We start from the raw sequence: 24,485 nt of genomic DNA, 5'->3' as shown, positions 1-24,485 counted from the left end.
GTCCGGCCGGGAGGGCGCCGCGGAACGGCCCGGGGCGGGCGGCACCGGGCCCGGTGCGGTCAGGCCTCGGTGCGACCGGTGAGCGCCAGCAGCCGGGCGAGGGGGCTCGCGCCTTCGGGTACGGGCAGGGCCGGTGCGAACAGCCCGGTGGCGGAGAGGTCGCCCCAGCGGCCGATCTCGGCCAGCGCGAAGTCCACCAGCTCCCCGGGCAGGCCGGGGTCGGCCCGGAGCCCGCGGGCGAGGTCCCAGGTGTGCACCACGGCGTCCGCCGTCAGCTGGGCGCAGTAGTCGAGCGCGCCGACGTCGCCGTACGAGAGGTGGACGGTCACGTCCGCCACCCCGGGGACGGCGAAGGCCTCCTCGGCGGCCTCGGCGGCGTTCTGCCAGAACGCGGCCGGGTCGTCGTCGAGCACGTCTCCGTCGAAGCGCGTGCCGACCTCGGCGACGGTCGCTCCCATCAGCAGCTCCGGGGCCCAGAGCTGCTCGGCGGTGAGGTGGTTGACGAGGTCCCGCACCGACCACTCGGAGCAGGGGGTCGGCGCCGGCCACTGGTGCGGGGTGATCAGGCGGACGTGGCGGCCGAAGGCTTCGAGGGCCTTCGGGAACAGGCGCAGCACCGGTGGCTGCTCGGGTCGGTCGGACATACCTCCACCCTGCCCCGGATCGCGGTCCGTTGCCCGTCGGGGGCGTCCGCGCGCGTCGTCCGGCGGCCGACCTGACGGTGCTTCAGCCGGCCCCGGTCGACCGGTTGTTCAAATTCGAAATGACGGGTACGGTCGAGCCGAGTCCTTCGAATTTGAACTACCGGATGGAAGCACCAGGCCGCCCGGGCTCATCGGGCTGCCCGGACCCACGACCGACCCCAGGAGACGCGAATGCCGAGCACGACCGCCCCCGCCCCCGCGCTGCACGCCGACCCGACCGGGGCCGCCGGCCCGTCGGCCTCCCCGCACGCCTACGACACCGGACTGCTGCTGCTGCGCCTCGCGCTCGGGCTGACCATGGCCGCCCACGGCGGCCAGAAGCTGTTCGGCTGGTTCGGCGGCGGCGGCATAGACGGCACCGGCCAGTTCTTCACCACGGTCGGCTACCCGGCGGGCCGGACGATGGCCGTGGTGGCCGGCCTCACCGAGACCTTCGGCGGCCTCGCCCTGGCCGCCGGCCTGCTCACCCCGCTGGCCGGCGCCGCCCTGGTCGGCACCCTGGTCAACGCGCTGGCCGTCCGCTGGGGCGGCGGGTTCTTCGCCCCCAAGGGCGTCGAGTACGAACTCCTGCTGACCGCCGCCGCCACCGCCCTCACCCTGACCGGCCCGGGCCGGCTCGCCGTCGACCGGTTCGTGCCCGGCCTGCGGATCCACCGGCTGGCGTACGGCGCCGGCGCCGTGCTGATCGGCCTGGCCACCGCCGGGGTGATCCTGCTGGTCCGCAACTGACCGCGGCGCGGGAGCCCGTCGCGCGCCGTACGGGCGGGCGGCGGTGCGCGGCCTCCGCGGCCGGGGTGACGATCCCGGCCGCGGAGGCCGCGCGAGTGCCGGGCGACGGACGTCGACGCCCCTCCACCCACCCGGGCCGGTGGCCGTCCGGGCCGCGGTTGGTGGCGCGTTGGCCGCCCGTTGGCGGCGACGGCCAGAATCGGCGGCAGGAGCGCGGCCGGCCTGTCCGACCGGAGGCGGCGGCCCCCGGACGTACCGCGATTGCTCCTCCCGGGTGATCGCGGGCTCGTGTGCACGGGTCGGCGCAGACCGCCGGCCGCGCTCCTGACACCTCCCGTGCGAATGCTCCCCGGGGCTGGTGGGCCCTTGTCCGCCGCTGCCGTTGGCGCTCCGTTGGCCGCCCGTTGGTGGCACCCGGCAGGATCGCGGGCAAGCGTCCGTGCCTGGAGGAGAGGTGGCCCGAGTGCAGAGCGGTCCGGTCGGCAGTCCCGTCAGGAATCCGGAGCAGCGGCCGCGCGATGCGCGGCCGGGGGCGGGTACGGCCGGCAGGGGCGGCTCCCTCGCCGCCGCGGTCGGCCCCGTCGCCCTGATCGCCCTGCACGGTTCGGCCCGGGTGCCCCCCGCCGGGCACCTGCGCCACGGTTCGACCGGCTGCGCGGTCGAGCGGCTCCAGAGCGCACTCAACGGCTGGCTCGACACCCCGATCGCGGTGGACGGCCGGTTCGGCCCGGCCACCCTCGCCGGGGTGGTCGGATTCCAGCGCGGCCACGGGCTGGAGCCGGACGGCGTGGTCGGCCCCCGGACGGCCGGCGGGCTGCTCTGGATCCCGTTGCGCCTCCCGTCGGCCGAGGGCCGCTCGTGCACCGGGGACGACGTGGCGCCGATCGGTTGAGTCCGGGCCGCCGGTGTCGGCCGGGCGGCCCGTACCGGCCGGTCGGGCGGGGCCCGGCCGTCGGTCGACGGCTCACTCGCCGACGCGGACCAGGGCGAGGGTGATGTTGTCCGGGCCGCCCGCCTCGATCGCGGCCTTCCACAGCTCGAACGCGGCCCGCCCGTCCGCCCGTTCGGCCTCGCCGCGGGGCGTCGCGAGCACGTCGGACAGTTCCTCCTCGGGCACCGGGTCGGTGAGGCCGTCGCTGCAGAGCAGGAAGCGGTCGCCGAGGTGCAGCTCGGTGCTGCGGACGTGCGGCCGCACCACCGTGAGGGCGGTGGACCCGCCCAGCGTCTGGGTGACGATCGAGGTGGTGCGCCGGCCGGGTTCGAGGGGCGGGCTGTCGTCCACGCTCAGCCGCCGCAGGCCCTCGGCGGTCACCCGGTACACCCGGCTGTCGCCCACGTTGAAGGAGATGACCGACTCGGCGAGGACGACCACCCCGGCCACCGTCGTGCCCATCGCCGCCAGTTCCGGATCGCCGCCGGCCGCCTCGTAGACCGCCCGGTTGCAGGTGTGCAGCACGTTGCGCACGGCCTCCTCGCCCGCCAGCCCCGGGCCGGCGGCGGCGAGTCGGCGGGCCACCAGTGCGCTGGCCACCTCGCCCCCGGGGTGCCCGCCGAGCCCGTCCGCCACCGCGACCACGCAGGGCTCGTTGCCGAGCGGGAACAGCAGGGTCTGGGGGTTGCCCGTCACCGTGGCGCAGAGCGTCCACGGGCCGGCCACCAGGCTGTCCTCGTTGTGCTCCCGCACCAGGCCCTCGTGGCTCAGCGCGCTCACCGCGATGTAGGGCATCGCCTCTCCGCCTTCCGGGTCGGCTGCCGACTCCCTCCATTCTGTGCGCGCGGGCCGGGTCCGTGCGCGCCCGCGGGGGCGTGCCCCGCAGGCCGTGCGCGGCGGTTCGGGCCGGCCCCGCGGTCCGGCGGGCGGTGACGGGAATAGCGCGGGGCGCCGCGATGCTAGAGTGGTTGAATCTTCAATGACACGGGATGTGGTGAGCAGTGGTGAACAGCACGCAGTTCGGGATCTTCACCGTCGGGGACGTCACGCCCGATCCCACCAGCGGCCGGACTCCGACGGAGCACGAGCGGATCAAGGCGATGGTGGCGATCGCGCTGAAGGCGGAGGAGGTGGGTCTGGACGTCTTCGCGACCGGCGAGCACCACAACCCGCCGTTCGTGCCCTCCTCGCCGACCACCATGCTCGGCTACGTCGCGGCGCGCACCGAGCGGATCATCCTCTCGACCTCGACCACGCTGATCACCACCAACGACCCGGTGAAGATCGCCGAGGACTTCGCGATGCTCCAGCACCTCGCGGACGGCCGGGTCGACCTCATGATGGGCCGCGGCAACACCGGCCCGGTGTACCCGTGGTTCGGCCAGGACATCCGCCAGGGCATACCGCTGGCGATCGAGAACTACGCGCTGCTGCACCGGCTGTGGCGCGAGGACGTGGTCGACTGGGAGGGCCGGTTCCGCACGCCCCTGCAGTCCTTCACCTCCACCCCGCGCCCGCTCGACGGCGTGCCGCCGTTCGTCTGGCACGGCTCGATCCGCAGCCCGGAGATCGCCGAGCAGGCCGCCTACTACGGTGACGGCTTCTTCGCGAACAACATCTTCTGGCCCAAGGAGCACTTCAAGAAGCTGATCGGCCTCTACCGCGAGCGGTACGCGCACTACGGTCACGGCACCCCCGAGCAGGCCGTGGTCGGCCTCGGCGGGCAGGTGTTCATGCGCCGCAACTCCCAGGACGCGGTGCGCGAGTTCCGCCCCTACTTCGACAACGCCCCGGTGTACGGGCACGGGCCGTCGCTGGAGGAGTTCACCGAGCAGACGCCGCTGACCGTCGGCAGCCCGCAGGAGGTCGTCGAGAAGACGCTGACGTTCCGCGAGAGCTTCGGCGACTACCAGCGCCAGCTCTTCCTGATGGACCACGCCGGGCTGCCGCTGAAGACCGTCCTGGAGCAGCTCGACCTGCTCGGCGAGGAGGTCCTGCCGGTCCTGCGCGCGGAGTTCGCCAAGGGTCGGCCGGCCGAGGTCCCGGACGGCCCCACCCACGAGGCGCTGGTGGCCAGGCGCGCCGCGGCCGACACCGCCGCCGGCGAGCCCGCCGACAGTTCCGTCTGACCCGTCGTCAGCGTACGCAGAGAGGTGGCAACCGTGAACGCGCCCAAGCTCGTCGTCGTCTCGGCCGGGCTCAGCCGGCCGTCCTCCACCCGTCTCCTGGCGGACCGCCTCGCGGCGGCGACCGCCCGCGGCCTCGGGGAGGGCGGGGCCGAGGTCCGGGTGGTCGAACTGCGCGACCTCGCCACCGAGATCGCGCACAACCTCGTCACCGGATTCCCCGGCGCCGCCCTGCGCGAGGCGCTCGACGCGGTGGCCGGGGCCGACGGCGTGATCGCCGTGACGCCGATCTTCACGGCCTCGTACAGCGGCCTGTTCAAGTCGTTCTTCGACGTGCTCGACAACGACGCGCTCACCGGGAAGCCCGTGCTCATCGCGGCCACCGGCGGCACTGGGCGGCACTCGCTCGCGCTGGAGCACGCCGTCCGCCCGCTGTTCGCGTACCTGCGGGCGGTGGTCGTCCCGACAGCGGTCTACGCGGCCACGGACGACTGGGGCAGCGGCGGGGACGCGCACACCGGCGAGCTGCCCGCCCGGATCGACCGGGCGGCCGGCGAGCTGACCGCCCTGCTGGCCCGCCGGCCGGCCGTGCCGCGGCAGGCCGAAGCGGTGGTGCCGTTCGCCGAGCAGCTGGCGGCGCTGCGCGGCTGAGCGAGGGGCCGGCCACTGCGGTCACCCGCCTCCCCGTCCGCCTCGGGTCCGTCCCCGCCGCCGCACCCCGGCGCCGCGCTCGCGGTGGCCGGGGTGCGGCGGCGGCCGGATACTCGGTCGGAGGGCCGCCCCGACCTGCGGTCCGTCGCCGACCCCCCCCAGGACGTGTGCTGCCATGACGTCGCCAGCGGGCCCGCCGGCCCAGCCACCCGCCGACCCGGCCGCCGACCGACCCGCAGCCCGGGCGGCCGCCGAGCCCCAGGCCGTGCTCGGCCCGCTCACCAGCGCGGCGGTGTTCCTGGTGCTGACCGTCGACCCGGGCGGCGAGGGCGCCGTCCGGGAGCTGCTCCCCGATCTGGCCGGCTTACGCCGTTCGGTCGGCTCGCGCGTCCCCGCCGCCGGGCTGACCTGCGTCGCCGGCCTGGGTGCGGCGCTCTGGGAGCGGATGTTCGCCGGCCCCCGCCCGGCCGGGCTGCACTCCTTCCGGGAACTGGTCGGCCCCCGCCACCGCGCCGTCGCCACCCCTGGCGACCTGCTCCTCCACATCCGTGCCGAGCGGATGGACCTCTGCTTCGAGCTCGCCGCCCAGGTCGTCGGCCGGCTGGCCGGCGCCGCGACCGTGGTGGACGAGGTGCACGGCTTCAAGTACTTCGACGAGCGGGACCTCATGGGCTTCGTCGACGGCACCGAGAACCCGGTCGGCCGGTCCGCCGAGGAGGCCGTCGTGATCGGCGCCGAGGACCCGGACTTCGCCGGCGGCAGCTACGTCACCGTGCAGCGCTACGTCCACGACATGAGGGCCTGGAACGCGCTGCCGGTCGAGGAGCAGGAGCGGGTGATCGGCCGCACCAAGTCCGCGAACATCGAGCTGGACGACGACGCCAAGCCGGCCGACTCGCACGTCGCCCTCACCTCCGTCGACGCCCCCGACGGCTCCCAGCTGCAGATCCTGCGCGACAACATGCCGTACGGGACGGTCGGACAGGGCGAGTTCGGGACGTACTTCATCGCCTACTCCCGCACCCCGGCGGTCACCGAGGAGATGCTGCGCAACATGTTCCTGGGCAGGCCGCCCGGCAGCCACGACCGCATCCTGGACTTCTCCACCCCCGTGACCGGGTCGCTGTACTTCACCCCCTCCGCGGCCCTCCTCGGCGACCTGCCGGGGCCCTCGGACGCGGCGGCGCGGGCACGGCGCTCCGCGCCCACCTCCACGCCGGTACCCGACCCGGTATCCGCGCCCGACCCGGTATCCGCGCCCGACCCCGTACCGGCCCGCGCCGACGGTTCGCTCGGCATCGGCAGTCTGAAGAGGAGCACCGCCCGATGAACAACCTGCACCGTGAGCTGGCCCCGATCTCCGCCGCCGCCTGGGCCGAGATCGAGGAGGAGGCCAGGCGCACCTTCACCCTGCACGTCGCCGGGCGACGCGTCGTCGACCTGCAGGGCCCCGAGGGGGAGGCGCTGTCGGCGGTCGGGATCGGCCACCTGGACGACATCGCCCCGCCGGTGGAGGGCGTCAGCGCGCACGCCCGGCGCTCCCAGCCGGTGGTCGAGCTGCGGGTGCCCTTCACGGTCGACCGGCGGGCCGTCGACGACGTCGAACGCGGCGCCAAGGACTCCGACTGGCAGCCCGTCAAGGACGCCGCCCTGACCATGGCCCGGGCCGAGGACCGGGTGGTCTTCGACGGCTACCGGCCCGCCGCCATCGCCGGCATCCGGGAGAGCTCCTCCAACCCGGCGCTGACCCTGCCGGCCGACGTACGGGACTACCCGAACACCGTCAGCCGCGCCCTCACCGCGCTGCGACTGGCCGGCGTCAACGGCCCGTACTCGCTGCTCCTCGGCGCCGAGGCGTACACGGCCGTCAACGAGACCTCCGACCACGGCTACCCGGTCCACAACCACCTGGCCCGGCTGCTCGACGGCGAGATCATCTGGGCACCCGCGATCGAGGGCGCGCTGCTGCTCTCCACCCGCGGCGGTGACTTCGAACTGCACCTGGGCCAGGACCTCGCCATCGGCTACCGGTCGCACGACACCGAGAGCGTCCAGCTGTACCTCCAGGAGTCGCTGACCTTCCTGATGTACACGGCGGAGGCCGTCGTCACCCTCGACCAGAGCGGTCCGGCCTGACGGGGGCGGGCACGCCGGGGTCCGGTCGGCGGGAGCCCGGGTCGCCGCCCGTCGCGGGGCTCCCGGCCGCCGCGCCGCGGGCCCGCATGGCGCCGACCCGCGCGGTCATCCGGGCCGCGTCCTCGGCGCTGACCGGGGTGAGCAGCAGGACCAGCGCCGACGGCTCGTCGACCGGTCGGAAGGACGACAGCGACAGCCGGACGGGACCGGCGCCCGGCAGCTCGACGGTGACCGCACGGGTGGTCAGCTCCGCGACCGACCGGCAGCCCCACCAGTGCCGCAACTCCGGTACGTCCTGGTCGAGACGGCGGTAGAGCTCGCCGGTGCGCGGGTCGGCGGCCGACGGGCCGGCCTGGGCCCGGAAGTGCTGGAAGACGTTCATCGCCAGCGGCTCCCAGTCGTGCAGGACGGTGCGCAGCCGCCGGTCCGCGACCATCAGCCACATCAGGTTGCGCCGGTCCTCCGGCACCGCCTCCGGATCACCCCACAGGGCGCTCCAGGCGGCGTTCCAGCCGATCAGGTCGAAGTGCGGGTCGAGCAGCACCGCCGGGCTGGCCGGCCAGGAGTCCAGCACCGGCTGCACGCTCGCGCCGAGGGCCGCCCGCCGGGCACCGGCCGGCGGCTCGGCCGGCTCGTGGAACCCGGCCAGCCGCATGGCGTGCCGAAGCCCCGCCCCGTCCAGCCGCAGGGTGCGGGCCACCGCCTCCAGGACCTGCCGGGAGGCGGCCACCCGACCCTGCTCCAACCAGGTGTACCAGGCCACGCCCACCCCGGAGAGCGAGGCCACCTCCTCCCGGCGCAGCCCGGGGGTACGCCGCCGGGCGGTGCCGGCCAGGCCCACCTCGGCGGGTTGGAGCAACTCCCGGTGGGCGCGCAGGAAGGCGCCGAGCTGCTGCCCGCCGGCGGGGTGGGGTGCGCGGTGGCCGCCCGGCGGGGCGGGCGGTCCGGCCGGCGGCGCGGCCAGGCCGGCCAGTGGGCCGGGCACGGGGCCGGAGGGGGTGCCGGAGGGGGTGTCGGAGCGGTACGGCATGCAGGATCGTTCCCATCGAACGAGGCGGGGTCGCGACCGGTGCGGGGCGAACGTCCGGACCTGTCGTGAGTTACCGTCAGGGCCGGTCGGGTTCGGGCCCGGTGCGAAGGCCGGGACGGCCGGGGTGGCGGGACGGCGGGACGGTGATGGCCGGGCGTCGGGCGCGCGGTCGTCGACCGGTCGCTTCGGGGCGGGGTGCGGGGTGGGCGCCGCGTCGAGTCGGGCGAGGGCCGTCAGCGCGTCGCGCGCGCGGGACAGTGCTCGTCGAAACACCTGCGGTGCCACGAGCCGCCGATCCCGACCAGGGTGAAGCTGGTCCGCCAAGCTGCCATGCCACCAGCCTATTTGGGCGTTCCGACGCAGGTCAAGGACGGTCCGAGGGGTGAGCGGGCGCTCCCGGATCCTATGACCGGCGGTATCGGCACCAACGCCTGACTGGCTGCCACCGGCGCCGATCCCGATGCTTCCCCACAGCGGCCGGCGCCCCCGGTGGGCCGCACCGCCGGGCAGTCGCACCCGCCTGGCCGGCGGATCCCCCACCCGCCGGCCGGCACCGGGGGCGCCGTCCGTCCCCTCTCCCCGCTCGTCCCGCTCTCCCCGCTCGTCCCGGAAGGACCGCACATGCCCGCCCCCGTTCACCGGACAGTCACCGGACGCCCCGGCGTCCGTCGCCGGCGGGCGGGCCGATGAGGGGCTTCCTGCTGCGCCGGGCGCTGCTCGCGGTGCCCACGCTGCTCGGCGTCACCGTCGTGGTCTTCGCCACCGTCGCGCTCGTCCCCGGCGATCCGCTCACCGCCTTCCTCGGCCCCGGCGCGCCGCCCGAGGCACGCCGGGAGCTCGCCGAGCGGCTGGGCCTGGAGCGGCCGGTGCCGATCCGGTACGCCGACTGGCTGGCCCACGCCGTCCAGGGCGACCTGGGCATCTCGATCGCTGGCCAGCGGCCCGTCGGGGACCTGCTGCTGCCCGCCGTCGGCCAAACGCTGCTGCTCGCCGGTGCGGCCTTCCTGCTCGTGCTGGCCGGCGGCGTCCTGCTCGGGGCCGTCGGCGCCGTCCGGCCGCGCGGCCCGGCCGGGCGGCTGTCCGGCGCGCTCAGCACCCTCGCAGTCTCCGCGCCCCAGTACTCCGTGGCGCTGCTGCTGGTGGCGCTGTTCGCCGTGCGGTGGCGCCTGCTCCCGGCCGGGGGGACGCACGACCCCTTCGGGGGCGGCGGCGCGGGCGACGTGCTCCGCCACCTGGTGCTGCCGGCCGTCGCGGCCGCCGTCGTCCCGCTCGGCCTCACCGCCCGGGTCTTCCGCGCCGCACTCGGGGCCGTCCTCGGCGGCGAGCTCGCGGACAGTCTGCGGTCCCGCGGCCTCGGCCGGGCCGCCGTGCTGGGGCACTGCGTGCACAACGCCTCGCCGGCCCTGCTCACCATCGGTGGGCTCCAACTCGCCTACCTGCTGGAGGGAGTGGTCTTCGTGGAGACCCTGTTCGGCCGCCCCGGTCTGGGCGGGGTGCTGTACGACGCGCTGTCGGCGCGCGACCTGCCGGTCGTGCAGGGCGCCGTGCTCGTCGTCGCGGTCGCCTTCGTCGGCGTCAACCTCCTGGTCGACGCCGCGCACGCGCTGGTCGACCCGCGCGTGCGGAGAGCGCGATGAGCGGCCCGGCACCGGCCCGTGCCGGCCGACCACGAGCAGGCCTGACGGTGCGGTCGCCGCTGCCGGTCGGCGCCCTGCCGACCGCCCTCGCCGCCCTGCTCGTCCTGCTGGCGCTCGCCGCGCCGCTGCTCGCCCCGTACGACCCCGCCGCGGGCTCGTTGCACGAGCGGCTGCTGGACCCGGGCGCCCCGGGGCACCCGCTGGGCACCGACGGCCAGGGCCGGGACATGCTCAGCCGTCTGCTGTGGGGCTCGCGGATCTCGCTGGCCTGCGGGCTCCTGCCGGTGGCGGTGGCCGCCGCCGGCGGCACCCTGCTCGGCATCACCGCCGGCCTCGGCGGCCGGGCCACCGAGCAGGTGCTGCTGCGGGCGCTCGACGTGCTCTACGCGTTCCCCGGGATCCTGCTGGCGATCGCGATCGCCACCCTGCTGGAGCCGGGCCCGGGCGCCACCGTCCTCGCACTCTCCGTCGTCCTCACCCCGGCGGTGGCCCGGGTCGCCCACACCGAGGTACGGCGGATCCGCTCGGCCGAGTTCCTGGAGGCCGCGCGGGTCAGCGGGGCCGGCCCGGTCCCGCTCGCCCTGCGCCAGGTGCTGCCGGTCGTCGCACCGGTCGTGCTGGTGTACAGCTCCTCCCTGGTCGGGCTCGCCGTCGTCTACGCGGCCGGACTCGCCTTCCTCGGCCTGGGCGTCGCACCCCCGGCCGCCGAATGGGGAGCGATGCTCGACGAGTTGCGGCCCGGGCTGCTCACCCACCCCTGGATCGCGGCCCTGCCGGCGCTGGCCGTGCTCGTCACCTCGGTGGTCTTCAACACCCTCGGCGAGGCCCTGCGCCGCCGGATCGGCCACGACACCGCGTCCGGGCACGGCGGCGGAACCCGCTCGGACACCGGGACCGACCCGCACTCCGGAACCGATCCCGAGGTCCGACTCCCCGTACCGGAGGCCGCCCGATGACCCCCGACCGGCTCAGGATCGAGAACCTCACGGTCGGCCACCCGACCCCCGGCGGAACGGTCCGGGCGGTGGACGGCGTCTCGCTCGCCGTCGCGCCCGGCGAGGCGCTGGTGCTACTCGGCGAGTCCGGCAGCGGCAAGACCAGCGTCGCCCGCGCGGTGCTCGCCCTGCCCGGGCGGACCGCCCGGGTCACCGGCCGGATCCTGCTGGACGGCACCGACCTGCGCGAGCTCGACGAACGCGCCCTCACCCGGGTGCGCGGCCGCCGCATCGGCTACCTCCCGCAGGACCCGACCGGCGCCCTCGACCCGCTGCGCCGGATCGGGCCGCAACTCGTCGAGGTGCTGCTGCGCCACCGCCGCGCGGTCGGCCGCCGGGCGGCCCGGCTCGCGGCCGTCGAACTGCTCGCCCGGGCCGGGCTCCCGGAACCCGACCGGATCGCCCGCTGCCACCCGTACGAGTTGTCCGGCGGCCTGCGCCAGCGCGCCGCGCTGGCCCTCGCGCTCTGCGGCGACCCCGCCCTGCTGGTGGCGGACGAACCGACCACCGCGCTCGACGCCCTGGTCCAGGCCCAGGTCCTGGACCTCCTCGCCGACCTGCGCGGCGAGCGCGGCCTCGCCCTGCTGCTGGTCACCCACGACCTCGCGGTCGCCCGTCGGGTCGGTGGCGCGGTGGCGGTGATGCGGTCCGGGCGGATCGTCGAGACCGGCCCGGCCGAGCGGGTCCTCTCCCGGCCGGAACACGCCTTTACCGCCGAACTGGTGGCGGCCGAACCGGGAGCGGGCCGATGAGTGCCGAGCCGATGAGCGCCGGGCCCATGAGTGCCGGGCCGATGAGGGCCGCGCCGACGGACGTCGGGCCGACGGACGCCGCGCCGACGGGGATCGGGTCCGTCCACGCCGGGGCGGAGCCGCTGCTCGTGGTGGAGCGGGTGGTCAAGCGCTACCCCGGCGGGCGCCTCGCGCTGGACGGGGTCGGCCTGCGGATCGGCGCGGGCGGTGCCACCGGCCTGGTCGGCGAGTCCGGATCCGGGAAGTCCACGCTGGCGAGACTCGTTCTCGGGCTGCTCGCCCCGGACTCCGGTACGGTCCGCTTCGCCGGCCGCGACCCGTACCGGCTGCGCGGTCGCGCGGACCGGAGCGTGCGGGCCCGGCTCCAGTTCGTCCCGCAGAACCCGGGTGGATCGCTGAATCCGGCCCTGCGGGCGGGCGAGGCGGTGGCGTTCGCGCTGCGCGTGCACGGCGTCCCGCGCGGGGAGCGGCCGGAGCGGGTCGCCGCGCTGCTGCGGCAGGTCGGCCTCGACCCCGCACTGGCCCGCCGCTACCCGCGCGAACTGTCCGGCGGCCAGGTGCAGCGGGTGGCCATCGCCCGGGCCCTGGCCACCGGCCCCGACCTGCTGGTCTGCGACGAGCCGACCTCGGCGCTCGACCGCGGCGTCCAGGCCCGGGTGGTCGACCTGCTGACCGGGCTGCGGGAGCGGACCGGCCTCGGGTACCTCTTCATCTCCCACGACCTCGCCCTGGTACGGCAGTTGGCCGACCAGGTGCTGGTGCTCCGGCACGGCCGGGTGGTCGAGGAGGGGCCCGCCGCCCGGCTCTGGGAGGCCCCGGCCGACCCGTACACCCGCGCCCTGCTCGCGGCGGCGACCGGCCGGAGCGCACCGCTGCCGGCCGGACGGTCCGGCCCCCGGACCGGCAGCGGGACGTCCTGTTCCCCCTGACCGCCCGCGACCTCCTCCCCGAGTGGCCCCCGCGCGCCATCCGTCGCCCCGTGACCCGTCACCCCGTCGTCCGTCCAGCCGTTCTCCGTCCCCTCGAAGGCCCCGACCCGGCAGCCCCGAGTGCTGTCCTCCCCGAACCGCAAGGAACCGTCACCATGACGCACCACCGCCTCCGCCTTCTCCTTCCGTCCCGTCATCCCCTTCCGTCCCGCCGTCCCGGCCGCCCGGCCGGCGGCGTCCTGGCGGCGGCAGCGCTTCTCCTCAGCACCGTCGGCTGCGCTGCGACCGGTGCCTCCACCGGTGCCGCGGCCGGCGGAGACGAGGCGGGATCCGCCGGCCGCGGCGGCACCCTGGTCATCGGCGCGACGGGCAAGCTGCCCAACCCGGACACCGTCATCGGCGGCGCCGGATTCGAGGGCAAGCGGCTGGTGAGCTTCCAGCTGTACGAGGGGCTCACCCGCTACGACCTCTCCGGCAAGGACGCCCCGCCGGAGATCACCGGCGCGCTCGCCGAGGCGTGGACGGTCGCGGCCGACGCCAGGACCTGGACCTTCACCCTGCGCAAGGGCGTGAAGTTCCAGGACGGCACGCCGTTCGACGCCGACTCCGTGATCTTCAACCTGGACCGCTACCTGGCCAAGGGCAGCGAGTTCTACACCGACGCCCTGGGCGCCGCCGCGAAGGAGTACGCGGGCGGCATCGTCCAGTACCGCAAGACCGATGCCGACCACGTGGAGCTGGTCACCAAGGACCCCAACGGCCACTTCCCCGAGGACCTGGCCCACGTCCTGATCGCCAGTCCGACCGCCGTCCGCCGTACCGGATCGGCCGGCTTCGCCCAACATCCGGTCGGGACGGGCCCGTTCGCCTTCGGCTCGCAGACCGAGGGACAGCAGATCGAGCTCGTCGCCAACCGGGACTACTGGCGGGGCGCGCCCAAGCTCGACAAGCTGGTGATCAGGCCGCTGCCGGACGTCGCGGCCCGCACGGCGGCCCTGCGCTCGGGCGGCGTCAACTGGATCGAGTACCCCAACCCCGACGACATCGACAGTCTCAAGGCCGACGGCGCGCGGATCGAGACCAACAACTACGACCACCTCTGGTACTGGATCCTCGACACCGCCAAGGCGCCGTGGAACGACCCGAAGGTCCGCCGGGCGGCCAACTACGCCGTCGACCGCAAGGCCATCGCCGAGAAGCTGCTGCACGGCACGGCCGACCCCGCCTACCAGGCCGCGCCCCGGGCCACCTTCGCCTACGACCCGGCCGGCGACGTCTACTCCTACGACCCGGCCAAGGCCAGGCAGTTGCTCGCCGAGGCGGGCCGGGCCGACGGGTTCACCACCTCCGTGACCGTCCCGACCGCCGGGTCGGGCAACCTGTTGCCGGTGCCGATCACCGAGGCCATCCAGCGGGACCTCGCCGCCGTCGGCATCAAGGTCGAGATCCGGACCACCGACTGGTCCACGCTGATCGGCGCCGAGGCCAAGGGCGAGGTGGCCCTCGGCTCCGACGCCATCGCGCAGTCCACCACCCTCTTCCAGTCCGAGGCGCTGCTCCCGCTGTTCATCGGCAGCAAGAGCCCGTTCTGGACCGGGCACTACGGCAACCCCGAGGTCGACCAGCTGCTCGGCTCGGCCGCCGCCTCGCCGGACCGCACCGGTCGTCGGGCCGACTACCGCAGCGCCCTCGCCCGGGTCACCCAGGACGCGCCGTGGCTCTTCGTGGTCAACGACCGCAACCCGCGGGCGCTTTCGCCCAAGGTGCACGGCCTGGTGCAGCCGCAGTCCTGGTTCCTCGACCTCACCACCGTCTGGGTGGCGAAGTAGCCGTCGTCCGTTCCGTCCGACTCCGGACCCGTGTTCCGGCCCGTGTTCCGACGCGTGCTCCGGCCCGTGCCCCGGCTCGTGTTCGCGTGTCCCCGTGTTCCCGTCCGTGCGGCCCATCCGTCCTCCCGTCCTTCGGGTGGGCCGCACGGACGGCACCAGGAAAGGCCCGACCATCATGACCACCCCGTCCGATCCGCACGGCGGCGCGACCGCGGCGCCTCCCAGGTGGGGCGTCACCCTGCCGCTGCCCGGCCTCGCCCTCGACCGCCACCGCCACCTGGTGGAGCGGCTGCCCGACCTCGGCTACTCCGACGTCTGGACGGCGGAGGGCGGCGGCACCGACGCCTTCACGCCGCTCGCCGCCACCGCCGCCTGGTCGCCCTCGCTGCGGCTGGGTACCGGCATCGTCCCGGTCCAGACCCGGGGCCCGGCCGTGCTCGCCCAGACCGCCGCCACGCTCGCCCAACTCGCCCCGGGGCGAGTGCTGCTGGGGCTGGGCGCGTCCGTTCCCGCGCATGTCACCGACATCAACGGGATCCCCTTCGACGAGCCGTTCAAGCGCACCCGGGACGTCCTGCGGTTCGTCACCCGCGCCCTGCGCGGTGAGTACGTGAGCGGGGACTTCGACACCTTCTCGATCGCGGGCTACCAGCTGCCGCACCCGCCGGAGCAGCCGGTCAAGGTGATCCTCGGCGCGCTCCGGCCGGGCATGCTCCGGCTCGGGTTCACCGAGGGCGACGGCGCCATCAGCAACCTGCTGTTCCCGGCGGACGTCCCCAAGGTCCTCGACGCGGTGGGGCCGCAGCCGCCGGGCAAGGAGCTGGTGGTCAAGGTCTTCGTCAGCCCGACCGCGGACCGCGCGCACGTGGAGCGCGCCGCCCGCCCCTTCCTCGCCTGGATCCTCAACCGGGAGCCCTACCGGAAGTTCCACGAGTGGCTGGGCAACGGCGAGTTGCTGAGCGAGACGCATCGGCTGTGGGCGGCCGGCGACCTGGAGGGCGCGCGGCGGGCACTGCCCGAGGAGGCGGTGCGTGGGCTGTTCGTCAGCGGCTCCCCGGAGGAGTGCCGGGAGCAGATCCTCCGCTACCACCTGCCCGGAGTGACCACCGTCCAGCTGTACGTCTCGCTGCCGTCGGCGGCGCTGGCCGACCGGGAGGGGCTGCTCGACATCCTGGCCCGGCTGGGCCCGGCGGCGGGCTGACCCCGCCCCGCCGCCCGGTGCAGCGACGCCCTCAGCGCCGGCCGGCCCCCGGGTCGGGGACGGCGAGCATCGCCGTCAGTGCCCGGACCTGGGCGTCCCAGTCCTCGGCGGCGATCCGGCGGGTGTCCTGGCCCTGCGCGCACGGGTCCTCGGTGCTCTGCGGGAGGGTCGCGGTGAGATCGAGTCGCAGCGGCAACTCGCGTCCGCCGCGGGCCCGTTCCAGTGCCAGTACCTGGTCGTTGGTGACCGCCATCGACAGCGCGGCCCCGGTCGCGCCGCCCGCGGCGGCCAGCGGCACGGCGACGGGGGTGAAGAGCCCGATCCACTGCGGCCCGCTGCCCGGGTGCTCGGCCCAGGCCTCGCCGCCGAGCTGGACGTGGGTGCATCCGGCGGACGCCCGTACCGTCCCGACCCGGATCCGGACGGTCAGCCGGTGCACGCCGAGCCCCGGCAGCAGGGTGACCGACGGCCCGTCCTCGGGTGCGGCGAGGCCGAGCACGGCGCCGTCGGCGAATCGCATGTCCAGAACCATCGGTTTCCTCCTTCGCGGCGGGCCGGCCCCCGGCAGGGGCTGCGGCGGCCAGCGTAGTGCCCCGCCGGTCGCCGGCCGTACGGCGCCCTCCGCCGGGGGGCGCGGCGGCCGGGCCGCCCAGGTGTCCCGGGCTGCCCAGGCCACCGGGCCGCCCAGGCCTGGGGGGCGCCCGCGGCCGTCCACCCGCGGCCGTCCGCTCAGGGGGCGGCCGGGACGGGGTCGACCGTCCAGTCGGGGTGCCCGGGCATCGGCGGGGTGCGATCGCCGTAGAGCCAGGCGGAGAGGAAGCCGCGGAGGTCCTGGCCGGCGACCCGCGAGGCCAGCTCGACGTAGTCGGCCGTCCCCGCCGGCCGGTCGCGGTAGCGCTCGACCCAGGCCCGTTCCACGGCCCGGAACGCCGCGTCGCCGACCTGCTCGCGCAGCGCGTACAGCACCAGCGCGGAGCCGTCGTAGCGCATCCGCTTGAACAGCGCGGGCTCGGTCGGGGCGGCCGGCGCGCCATAGTCCCGGCGCCACAGGTCGTGGGCCCGGTAAGCGGCCCGCATGGCCTGTTCGAAGGACACCCCGCCGTGCTCCTCGGAGTACAGCCGCTCGTAGAAGCGGGCGTGGCCCTCGCTGAGCCAGAGGTCCGACCAGGCCTTCAGGCCGACGCTGTCCCCGAACCACTGGTGGGCCAGCTCGTGCACCAGGTCGCGCTCGGCGTCCACCCGACTGCCGAGCAGGTCGGCCTCGGGCAGCAGGGACAGGGTCTGGGTCTCCAGGGCCACGCCGAGGTCGGTGTGCGCGGCGAGGACGCCGTACGTGCTGAACGGGTAGCGGCCGAGGCGCTGCTCCAGCCAGGCGAGGTGGTCGGGGGTGAGGCGGCGGTAGGGCTCCACCCGGTCCACCAGGTCGGTGGGGATCACGTCGCGCAGCGGCAGCCCGCCCGGTCCGGTGCCGGTCAGCACGGTGTAGTGGCCGATGGCGACCTGCACCAGCTGGGTCGCCATCGCCTGCCCGGACTCGTAGCTCCAGCGCGTCCGGTCCGCCCCGACGTCCTCCCGCCCGGTCAGGGTGCCGTTGGCGACGGCCGTCAGGCCGCGCGGGGCGGTGAGGTGGAAGGTGAACGGTGCCCGCCGGCTGGGGTGGTCGTTCGCCGGGAAGATCATCTTTGCGCCGTCCGGCTGCGGGTACAGCACCGTCCCGTCCGGCGTCGGGATCCACCCGTAGTCCTCGATCGCGTCGTCCCGGTGCCGCAGCCGGGTCGGGTCCGCCGTGTACTCGACCCGGACGGTGAACGGCCGGCCCCGCCGGAGGGCTCGCTCCGGCGTCACCACCAGTTCGTCGCCCTCCCGCGCGGTCGCCGCCGTCCGCCCGTCGACCGTGACCCGGCCGAGGGTGTTCCCCGCGAAGTCCAGGTTGAAGCGGGAGAGGGACTGCGTCGCGACCGCGTCCAGCACGGCCGCCGCCGGGAACGCCGTCCGCGGCGCCGACCAGTCGAAGTCCAGCGTGTAGTGCCGGACTTCGTAGCCGCCGTTGCCGCTGGACGGGAACAGCGGATCGCCCAGCCCGGCCGCCCCGGGGGAGGGCGCCGCGCCCTCGTCGGCCGCCGCCCCGGGCGCACCGGGCGCCGCGGTCAGCACGACGGCGAGCGACGCCGCGACGGCCGCCCCGCGCAGGCGCCGTAGCGGGTGACGGGCCGGGCGCCGTACCGGGCGCGGCGGTGGGCCGGGCGGCGGTCGAAGCGCCGCGTCGTCGGTACCGGCGCGCCGGACGGTCATCAGGGCCTCCCTGCGGTCCCGGCCGGTGGAGCCGGTGGCGATACGTGCACGAAATGCTACCGCCGGTGACCGACGGTCAGCCGCGATCCGCGCCGCCGGGCCGTGCGGGAGTCGTCAGGGAGCCGCCGACGGCCCGCCCGGGGAGCCGTCCCGGAGCCGCGCGGGGAGTCTCACCCGACGGCTGCCGCCGCTGCCAGGAACGGACTCGCCTCCCCGTGCCACGAGACGTGCAGGGCTTCCCGTGCCCGGGTGCAGGCCACGAACAGCAGGCTCAACTCGCCCAGGAGGTCCTCCCGGTGCTGCTGGGCGTCCACCTCGACCGGGGTGAGGGCGTTGCGCATGGGGACCGTCCCCTCCGACACGCCGGCCACCGCCACGCAGCGGAACTCCAGGCCCTTGAGGCGGTGCATGGTGCCGATCCGGACCCCGGCCGCCGGCGCCGCGGAGGCCCCCAGGACGGTCGCGGGGATCCCGGCCCGGACGAGGGCGGCGGCGACGTCCCTGCCGAACTGGACGAAGCGGACGGCGACGCCGACCTCCTCGGCCGGAACGGCGCTGTCCCCGATCCACGTCCTGATCTGCCGTACCAGGGAGTCGAGTTCGTCCGCCTTGGTCAGGTGGCCGCTGAGGACGGGTCGACTGCCGTGGAAGGCGGAGCGGTAGTCGCTGAGCCGGTCGTCGCCGCCGTCCATGTCGTCCACCGCCTCGCCGGTGAGCAGGGCGGCGGACCAGGCGACGATCTCGTGGGTCGAACGGTAGTTGATGCGCAGCCGGTGGGAGCGGCCGGTGACCGAGATGCCCATGCTGCGAAGGGAGACCTTGTTCCCGTAGACGCGCTGGTGGGGATCGCCGGCGAGGAAGAGGTCGTCGGGCCGGCCGAGTTCGGTGGCCGCGCGCAGCAGGCGCCACTGCCCGGGGTGGAGGTCCTGGGCCTCGTCGACGAGGACGTGGCGGAAGAGCCGGGGCGCTCCGCCGGCGCTGCGCCGGTCCAGGATCCGGGCGGCCTCGTCGCACACCTGGTGGAAGGTCCAGGTGTCGGTGGACCGCAGTTCGTCCGTGAACGCCGTGACGGCGCGCCAGACCTGAGCGCGCTGGAGCTGGCCCAGCGCGGTGCCCCGCCCGGCCCGGGAGGCCTTCAGGTACTCGTCGGCGGTGCCGATCCCCTGGGCGAGGATCACATGACGCCATTCCTGGTCGAGGAAGGCGGCGGTGCGGTCGAGTTCGAGACGCCGGGCTATCCGGCCCCAGCGTGCGGTGACGTCGCGCTGGTCGGTGAGGATGCTGAGGCGGTCGGTGTTCCGGTGACCGCGCAGGATCTCGGCGGCGAGGGCGTCGATGTTGACCACCCGGATGCGCCGGCGCTGCTCGGGGTCGGTGACCAGCAGGTGCAGGCTGCGGCGCAGTTCGGCGGCGAGGTCGCGGGTGAAGGTGGTGAGCAGGATCGCGTCGTCCGGCGCGTCGTCGGGGAGGGCGGCGGCGAGGTGGGCCGCCCGGTGCAGCGCGACAACGGTCTTGCCGGTGCCGGGCCCACCGGTGACCCGGGCCGGGCCGTTGTACGACGGGCGGTAGGCGATCCGGTGCTGGGAGGGGTGCAGGAAGATCCGCCAGGCGTCGAAGGGACGGTCCAGCAGTTCCATCAGTTCGGCGGGTCCCGAGACGAGCGCGATCCGGTCCCGGGCCCGGGACATGGCGGCGGCGAGGTCGTCCTGCGGGGCTCCCGCGTCGGCGGCGTCGGCGGCGCTCTCGCGGCCCGCGGCGAGCTGGGTCTGGACGATCTCGCGCCACACCTCGTCCGTGCTCATCCCCACGGCGAGACCGAACAGGACGTCGTACTGGTGCTCGGGGAGTATCGGGCGCAGGGCGTCGAGCATGTCCTCGGTGTCGAGCCGGCGCGCGATCGGGAGGATCTGCGCGTCGATGCCGAGGCGGGTCAGGTCGGCGTCGGAGACGTGGCCGAACAGCGGTCGGGTCGTGCCGTCCGCGCCGGGCTGCGCCGACCCGGCGACCATCGCCAAGCCCGGGGCGAGCTGTTCGAGGGCGATGTCGTTGCGCAGTTCGATGCCCTCGGTGGCGGAGTTGACGCTGGCGCGGTGCTTGAGGGCCCAGTCGATGGCGTCGTCGTGCGGCAGGACCTTCAGCAGCAGGAAGCTGTCCCCGCCGTCCGGAGCCAGCACCACGCCGCGGTAGAAGCGGTCGATCCGGATGGTCTTCAGCCGCGGGTCGCGGCCGTGGCTCAGCTTCTCCAGGTGCTGGCCGGTCGCCGAGGAGTGCTCGAACTTGTCGAAGGCGTCGGCGACCTTCGTCCGGACCTTCTTCTCCAACTGGGCGAACTCCCGCAGGAAGTCCTTGTGGAGGCCGAGCGTCGGCATGCGAGGTCCCTTCACGGCGGACGAGGTCGGTGCGGGCGCTACCAGGGATGATCACCCTACTTCCCGCTCCGGGTACGACCGTCCCGCCCGCCGGCCCCCGGGGCCGACAGCCGGTCGGCCCCGGCCGGCCGCCGTGCCGCCCGGGCGGTCGCTACGGGTGGTAGAGCACCGCGCAGACCTTGGTCTGGCCGTCAAGGACCGGCCACGAGGCGGAGATCCGGCCGTTCGCCGCGGGGCAGGAGGTGCTCGGCGTCGTGACGGCGGTGATGTTCATGATGCTGTTGGCCCCGCTCGGCACCTGCGAGGCGAAGCAGTCCCACGGGACGGTCAGGTTGCCGGAGGTCACGCTCTGACCGTTGACGACGGCGGGGAAGCACTGGCCGACCCGGAACTGGCGGTCCAGGCAGAGCACCGTCGTCCGGCCGTCCCCGGCCCGGTGGGTGGCGCTGGTGCGGCCCGCGCCCGACGGGCAGGCCGAGGGGGCGGTGGTGATCCAACTGACCCGGGTGAGCGCGCTCGCGCCACGGCAGTCCACCACGACCGGCGCCGTCCTGCTCCACTGGCCCAGGCCGGTGTCGTACAGGTCGAGGCAGTCGCCGACCCGGACGGCGGCGAACGCCACGTCCTGCGGGTCGGGCAGGGGTGACGGCGTGGCGGTGGTCGGCTTCGCGGAGGCGGTGGGCGTGACCACGGGGACGGTCGCGCGGGCGGTGGTGGCGACCGGGTCCGCGACCGGTGGGGCCGCCTCGGTGACCCGGGGGCTCCGGTTCACGGGTATCTCGATCCGGGACGCCGACCCCGAGGGCGAGGACGACGCCTGCGAGGAGTCGGCCGTCAGCTGTTGCAGCGGGCTCCAGAAGGCCGCGACCAGGACGGCGAGGATGACGGCGGCGCCGAGCAGCGGGACGGTGATGTGGAAGTGCTGGTCCCGGCCGGCCTGGTTGAGCCGGGCGTTCCCGGAGGCGCTGGCGTTGAGGTGGACGCCGGCCCGCTCACCACGCGGGGGATCCGGCTCCGACGGTGACGTCCCGGAACTCACCGGTCACTCGCGATGCCGTGCCGAGTCCGCCCGGCGGCAACGCCCACCGGTGACGGCAGTTCCGGATCCATGGTTCCCCCGTACGCGATGGATGCCTGTGCACACGTGTATACCCGTTCGGATGTCGGGCTGCTACCCGGTTCGGGAGGCCGGTTGCGCGTACACGGAAGCTCCGGGCGCGGTGGTGTGCCGGGCGGTCTCCGGCACGCCGGGGCGGCCGGGCCGCCGACCTGGCCGAAGCGGGGCCCTCAGTCCTCGACCCAGCCCCGGCGGTGGGCCTGCCAGCCGAGTTGGACCCTGGTCTCGGCGTGCGCCAGCTCCATGATCGCGCGGATCCGCCGTTGGACGGTCCGCAGGCCGAGGCCGAGCTGCTTGGCCACGGCCTGGTCGGTCGATCCGGCGAGCAGCAGGGCCAGGATCCGCCGGTCCGTCCCGACCGGCTCGCCGGCCGGCGCCTCGCCGAGCACGGGCAGGCCCGCCTCCAGGCCGAGCGGCTGGGCCCACTCCCAGACCTGTTCGAACAGGACGGTCATCAGCCGCACCAGGCCGGGCGCGCGGACCAGCAGGGCGGCGGGCTCCCCGGCCTCGCCGGGGCTGGTGAGCGGGAGGAGGGCGACGGAGCCGTCGGCGACGATCAGTTTGGTCGGGACCTGGTCGACCACCCGGATCCGCTGGTCGCGGCCGAGTGCCTCGAACAGGGCCTCCGCCGCCTGCGGGGCGCCGAGTGCCTGCCGTCCGATCACCACGCGGTAGGCCACGCCGCGCTCGACCGCCTCGGTCTCGGCGCCGGTCGCGTCGGCCGGCACGACGTCGTACTGGCCGGTGACCAGGGCGAGCAGGGCGCTCTTGGCGCCACGCTGGACCTGCTCCACCCGGTGCCCGATCGCCGCCGGGCCGACCACCACCTCGACCAGGTCACGGTGGGCGTCGTCCGCGGTGGCGGCACGGTAGGCCTCGGCCAGGGCGGCCGCCGAGAGCTCCGCCTGCCGCAGCGCGTGCCGCCGGTCGGCGAGCAGGGCCTCCAGCGCGACGGCGGGGGGCGCGGCGGCGTACCGGGCGGCGCCGGCCCGGCCCGAGCCGTTGTCGTGGCGGGCGGCGATCAGCCCCTGCGTGGTCAACTCGTCCAGTGCGGTGGCGGTTTCGTCCGGGCCGGCGCCCGTGCGTTCGGCCAGCGTGGTGGCCGTGGCCGAGCCGCGGGTCACCAGGTCGGTGTAGAGGTGTTCGGCCAGCTCGCCCAGGCCCACGACGCTCAGCACCCGCTGTACCTCCCAGGATCGCGCTCTCCGCCCGCGGTGGCGGGTTCCTGCCCTGGCGGTGATCCGCCAGGTACATGATGACCGGCCGGGGGCCGTTTCGACCAGCCCCGAAGATCACAGCCGCGGACGCTGGCGCTCCGCGTGGCACCGGTCCGGCCCTCCCACCGCCCTACGCTTGAGTCTCCCGCGAGGGGAGACCCCAAGGTGGTGGGCATGGAAGACGACAGCCTCCGCAGCATCGGCGAGCTGGCCCGGCTGACCGGCCTCACGGTCAAGACCATCCGGTTCTGGTCCGACGCCGGAGTGCTGCCGCCGACCGACCGCACCCCGGCCGGCTACCGGCTGTACGGCCAGGAGGCGCTGGCCCGCCTCGGCCTCGTCCGCACCCTGCGCGATCTCGGCGTGGACCTCGCCGCGATCCGCCGGCTGCTGGCGCACGAGGTCGGCGTCGCCGAGATCGCGGCGCTGCACGCCGAGGCCCTGGCCGTACAGATCCGTTCGCTGCAACTGCGCAGGGCGGTCCTGCGCGCGGTGGCCGAACGCGGTCCCACACCAGAGGAGATGGAACTCATGCACAGGCTCGCCATGCTGTCCGAGCAGGAACGCGCCAACCTGATCGACGACTTCGTCGACCGGGTCTTCGAAGGGCTGGACGTCGGACCGGAGTTCCTGGCCGGTCTGCGCGCCGCCACACCGAAACTGCCGGAGGACCCGACCGCGGAGCAGGTGGACGCCTGGGTGGAGCTCGCCGGGCTCGTCCAGGACGCCGACTTCCGGGCCGCCGTCCGCCGGGCCGCCGCCGACCAGGTCGGGGCGCGGGCGGAGGTCGGCGAGCCGGGCGCCGAGGACGCGGCCCGGCTGGCCGCCCTGCTCCGGGAGCGCACCGCGGCCGCCCGCGAGGCCGGGATCGATCCCGCCTCGGCCGCGGCCCGTCCGGTGCTCGACGAGTTGGCCGGTGCCTACGCGCGGTTGTCCGGGCGCGCGGACGGTCCGGAGTTCCGGGCCTGGCTGCTGGAGCGGTTGGAGATCGCCGACGACTCGCGCTACGAGCGGTACTGGCAGTTGGTGGCGGTGATCAACGGGTGGCCCGCGCAGCCCGCCCTCGCCCCCGCGGTGGAGTGGTTGGTCGCCGCCCTGCGGGCCGCCTGACGGTCGCGCTTCGCCCGCCGGCCCCGCGTGCGGGCGCCGGCCGGGCCTCCTGCCCGTACGAACCGTCCGACGCCGTCCGGCTCGCGCGCCACGCCGCCGACGCGGTGGCGTGTTCCGGGCCGGCTCCGGGGTTGTTCCGCCTTCAACGTTGGGGGCGGACAACCCCTTTCTTCTTTTGTTCCTGTGCGCAACCATCTATCGAGGCCGTTTCGATCACGACGGCCGTGAAGGCTTGCGGGCCTCCGGGAAGCGTTTCTGACGGCACCTTGGTCCGTACCAAGTCCCCTTTTCTTTGGTTCCCGGCCACTTTCGAGGCACCCTCTGCACCCCGGGCATCGATTCGGTAAAGAGGTCTAGGCCTCTGTCCGCAGGTGGTGCACTCTGACTCACGCGGCAGTCGACGGTGGCCCGCAGCCTGGACCAGGCGTTTGCGAACACCGCACATCTCCGCACGCCGCGGCCAGGCGCAGGCCGCACACAGCGCAGTCGAAGACCAAGTCGAAAACTCCCGGGCCGTCCCGCGGGCCATCCGAGCACCACCGGCCGCGATCCTGCCCGTTCCCCACGCTTCGAAGTCCCCGCACGGGTGGCTTCAGATCAACTCCTAAGGTGGTAACTCCCTTGAACCGATCTGTACTTCTCCTCTCGGCTGCTTGTGTGACCGGTGCGCTGGTGCTCACGGGTTGTGGCAGCAGTGGTGGTTCGGGTGGTTCGTCGTCGGGTGGTCCGA

The 24,485-nt window shown here is 75.1% G+C and carries 21 protein-coding genes; 13 read left to right on the top strand and 8 right to left on the bottom strand.

Annotation, left to right across the window (positions count from 1 at the left end; genetic code table 11):
- Positions 1 to 59: 59 nt before the first annotated feature.
- Positions 60 to 644, bottom strand: a complete 585-nt coding sequence (locus ACFTWP_RS39055; RefSeq protein WP_380269926.1) for a TIGR03086 family metal-binding protein — start codon at positions 642 to 644, stop codon at positions 60 to 62.
- A 231-nt stretch (positions 645 to 875) separates the two neighbouring features.
- Between ACFTWP_RS39055 and ACFTWP_RS39050 the strand changes: the two genes are divergently transcribed.
- On the top strand, positions 876 to 1,433 hold the full coding sequence (locus ACFTWP_RS39050; protein ID WP_380269925.1) for a DoxX family protein: 558 nt from the start codon (positions 876 to 878) through the stop codon (positions 1,431 to 1,433).
- A 454-nt stretch (positions 1,434 to 1,887) separates the two neighbouring features.
- Positions 1,888 to 2,325 (top strand): peptidoglycan-binding protein, encoded by a 438-nt coding sequence (locus tag ACFTWP_RS39045; protein WP_380269924.1) that lies wholly within the window; start codon positions 1,888 to 1,890, stop codon positions 2,323 to 2,325.
- A 72-nt stretch (positions 2,326 to 2,397) separates the two neighbouring features.
- Here ACFTWP_RS39045 and ACFTWP_RS39040 read toward each other — a convergent pair whose 3' ends face one another.
- Positions 2,398 to 3,159, bottom strand: a complete 762-nt coding sequence (locus ACFTWP_RS39040) for a PP2C family protein-serine/threonine phosphatase (RefSeq protein ID WP_380269923.1) — start codon at positions 3,157 to 3,159, stop codon at positions 2,398 to 2,400.
- A 209-nt stretch (positions 3,160 to 3,368) separates the two neighbouring features.
- Here ACFTWP_RS39040 and ACFTWP_RS39035 point away from each other — a divergent pair, with 209 nt between their 5' ends.
- From ACFTWP_RS39035 to ACFTWP_RS39020, 4 genes are all read left to right on the top strand, one after another.
- Entirely contained in the window at positions 3,369 to 4,493 is a 1,125-nt protein-coding gene (locus tag ACFTWP_RS39035) for an LLM class flavin-dependent oxidoreductase (protein ID WP_380269922.1), read from the top strand.
- A gap of 24 nt (positions 4,494 to 4,517) precedes the next feature.
- Positions 4,518 to 5,141: an FMN reductase gene (locus ACFTWP_RS39030; RefSeq protein ID WP_380269921.1), complete on the top strand. Its 624-nt coding sequence runs from the start codon at positions 4,518 to 4,520 to the stop codon at positions 5,139 to 5,141.
- Positions 5,142 to 5,316: 175 nt separating this feature from the next.
- Entirely contained in the window at positions 5,317 to 6,471 is a 1,155-nt protein-coding gene (locus ACFTWP_RS39025; protein WP_380269919.1) for a Dyp-type peroxidase, read from the top strand.
- Positions 6,468 to 7,277 carry a family 1 encapsulin nanocompartment shell protein gene (locus ACFTWP_RS39020; RefSeq protein ID WP_380269918.1) on the top strand — a complete coding sequence of 270 codons (810 nt, stop codon included), beginning with the start codon at positions 6,468 to 6,470 and terminating at the stop codon, positions 7,275 to 7,277. The genes ACFTWP_RS39025 and ACFTWP_RS39020 overlap by 4 nt, the downstream gene beginning before the upstream one ends.
- Here ACFTWP_RS39020 and ACFTWP_RS39015 read toward each other — a convergent pair.
- Positions 7,249 to 8,307, bottom strand: a complete 1,059-nt coding sequence (locus tag ACFTWP_RS39015; RefSeq protein ID WP_380269917.1) for a helix-turn-helix transcriptional regulator — start codon at positions 8,305 to 8,307, stop codon at positions 7,249 to 7,251. The two genes, ACFTWP_RS39020 and ACFTWP_RS39015, sit on opposite strands and share 29 nt — an antisense overlap.
- Before the next feature lie 686 nt (positions 8,308 to 8,993).
- Between ACFTWP_RS39015 and ACFTWP_RS39010 the strand changes: the two genes are divergently transcribed.
- The 6 genes from ACFTWP_RS39010 (at position 8,994) to ACFTWP_RS38985 (ending at position 15,650) form a co-directional block, all read left to right on the top strand.
- A complete protein-coding gene (locus tag ACFTWP_RS39010; RefSeq protein ID WP_380269916.1) occupies positions 8,994 to 9,944 on the top strand; it encodes an ABC transporter permease in 951 nt (316 codons plus the stop codon).
- Positions 9,941 to 10,900 carry an ABC transporter permease gene (locus ACFTWP_RS39005; RefSeq protein ID WP_380269915.1) on the top strand — a complete coding sequence of 320 codons (960 nt, stop codon included), beginning with the start codon at positions 9,941 to 9,943 and terminating at the stop codon, positions 10,898 to 10,900. Before ACFTWP_RS39010 ends, ACFTWP_RS39005 begins: the two co-directional genes overlap by 4 nt.
- Positions 10,897 to 11,691: an ABC transporter ATP-binding protein gene (locus tag ACFTWP_RS39000; protein WP_380269914.1), complete on the top strand. Its 795-nt coding sequence runs from the start codon at positions 10,897 to 10,899 to the stop codon at positions 11,689 to 11,691. The genes ACFTWP_RS39005 and ACFTWP_RS39000 overlap by 4 nt, the downstream gene beginning before the upstream one ends.
- The gene (locus ACFTWP_RS38995) at positions 11,688 to 12,620 is read left to right on the top strand and encodes an ABC transporter ATP-binding protein (protein WP_380269913.1); all 933 of its coding nucleotides are present in this window, start codon (positions 11,688 to 11,690) and stop codon (positions 12,618 to 12,620) included. The genes ACFTWP_RS39000 and ACFTWP_RS38995 overlap by 4 nt, the downstream gene beginning before the upstream one ends.
- Before the next feature lie 155 nt (positions 12,621 to 12,775).
- A complete protein-coding gene (locus ACFTWP_RS38990; RefSeq protein ID WP_380269912.1) occupies positions 12,776 to 14,449 on the top strand; it encodes an ABC transporter substrate-binding protein in 1,674 nt (557 codons plus the stop codon).
- Between the two features lie 175 nt (positions 14,450 to 14,624).
- A complete protein-coding gene (locus tag ACFTWP_RS38985; RefSeq protein ID WP_380269911.1) occupies positions 14,625 to 15,650 on the top strand; it encodes an LLM class F420-dependent oxidoreductase in 1,026 nt (341 codons plus the stop codon).
- Positions 15,651 to 15,681: 31 nt separating this feature from the next.
- Here the strand turns inward: ACFTWP_RS38985 and ACFTWP_RS38980 are convergent, their stop codons facing one another.
- The 5 genes from ACFTWP_RS38980 to ACFTWP_RS38960 form a co-directional block, all read right to left on the bottom strand.
- Positions 15,682 to 16,182, bottom strand: coding sequence for a hypothetical protein (locus ACFTWP_RS38980; RefSeq protein WP_380269910.1), 501 nt, complete (start codon positions 16,180 to 16,182; stop codon positions 15,682 to 15,684).
- Positions 16,183 to 16,379: 197 nt separating this feature from the next.
- Positions 16,380 to 17,942, bottom strand: a complete 1,563-nt coding sequence (locus ACFTWP_RS38975; RefSeq protein ID WP_380269908.1) for a M1 family metallopeptidase — start codon at positions 17,940 to 17,942, stop codon at positions 16,380 to 16,382.
- A 170-nt stretch (positions 17,943 to 18,112) separates the two neighbouring features.
- Positions 18,113 to 20,311 (bottom strand): UvrD-helicase domain-containing protein, encoded by a 2,199-nt coding sequence (locus tag ACFTWP_RS38970; protein WP_380269907.1) that lies wholly within the window; start codon positions 20,309 to 20,311, stop codon positions 18,113 to 18,115.
- 151 nt (positions 20,312 to 20,462) lie between these two features.
- Positions 20,463 to 21,350 (bottom strand): hypothetical protein, encoded by an 888-nt coding sequence (locus tag ACFTWP_RS38965; protein ID WP_380269906.1) that lies wholly within the window; start codon positions 21,348 to 21,350, stop codon positions 20,463 to 20,465.
- 248 nt (positions 21,351 to 21,598) lie between these two features.
- A complete protein-coding gene (locus tag ACFTWP_RS38960; RefSeq protein WP_380269905.1) occupies positions 21,599 to 22,606 on the bottom strand; it encodes a helix-turn-helix transcriptional regulator in 1,008 nt (335 codons plus the stop codon).
- A gap of 213 nt (positions 22,607 to 22,819) precedes the next feature.
- Here ACFTWP_RS38960 and ACFTWP_RS38955 point away from each other — a divergent pair, with 213 nt between their 5' ends.
- Positions 22,820 to 23,755 carry a MerR family transcriptional regulator gene (locus ACFTWP_RS38955; protein ID WP_380269904.1) on the top strand — a complete coding sequence of 312 codons (936 nt, stop codon included), beginning with the start codon at positions 22,820 to 22,822 and terminating at the stop codon, positions 23,753 to 23,755.
- Positions 23,756 to 24,485 lie beyond the last annotated feature (730 nt).

Source organism: Kitasatospora sp. NPDC057015 (assembly GCF_042673745.1).
GTDB lineage: Bacteria > Actinomycetota > Actinomycetes > Streptomycetales > Streptomycetaceae > Kitasatospora.
The sequence above is the reverse complement of the archived record's forward strand: the minus strand, read 5'-3'. Positions and strand labels throughout refer to the sequence as shown.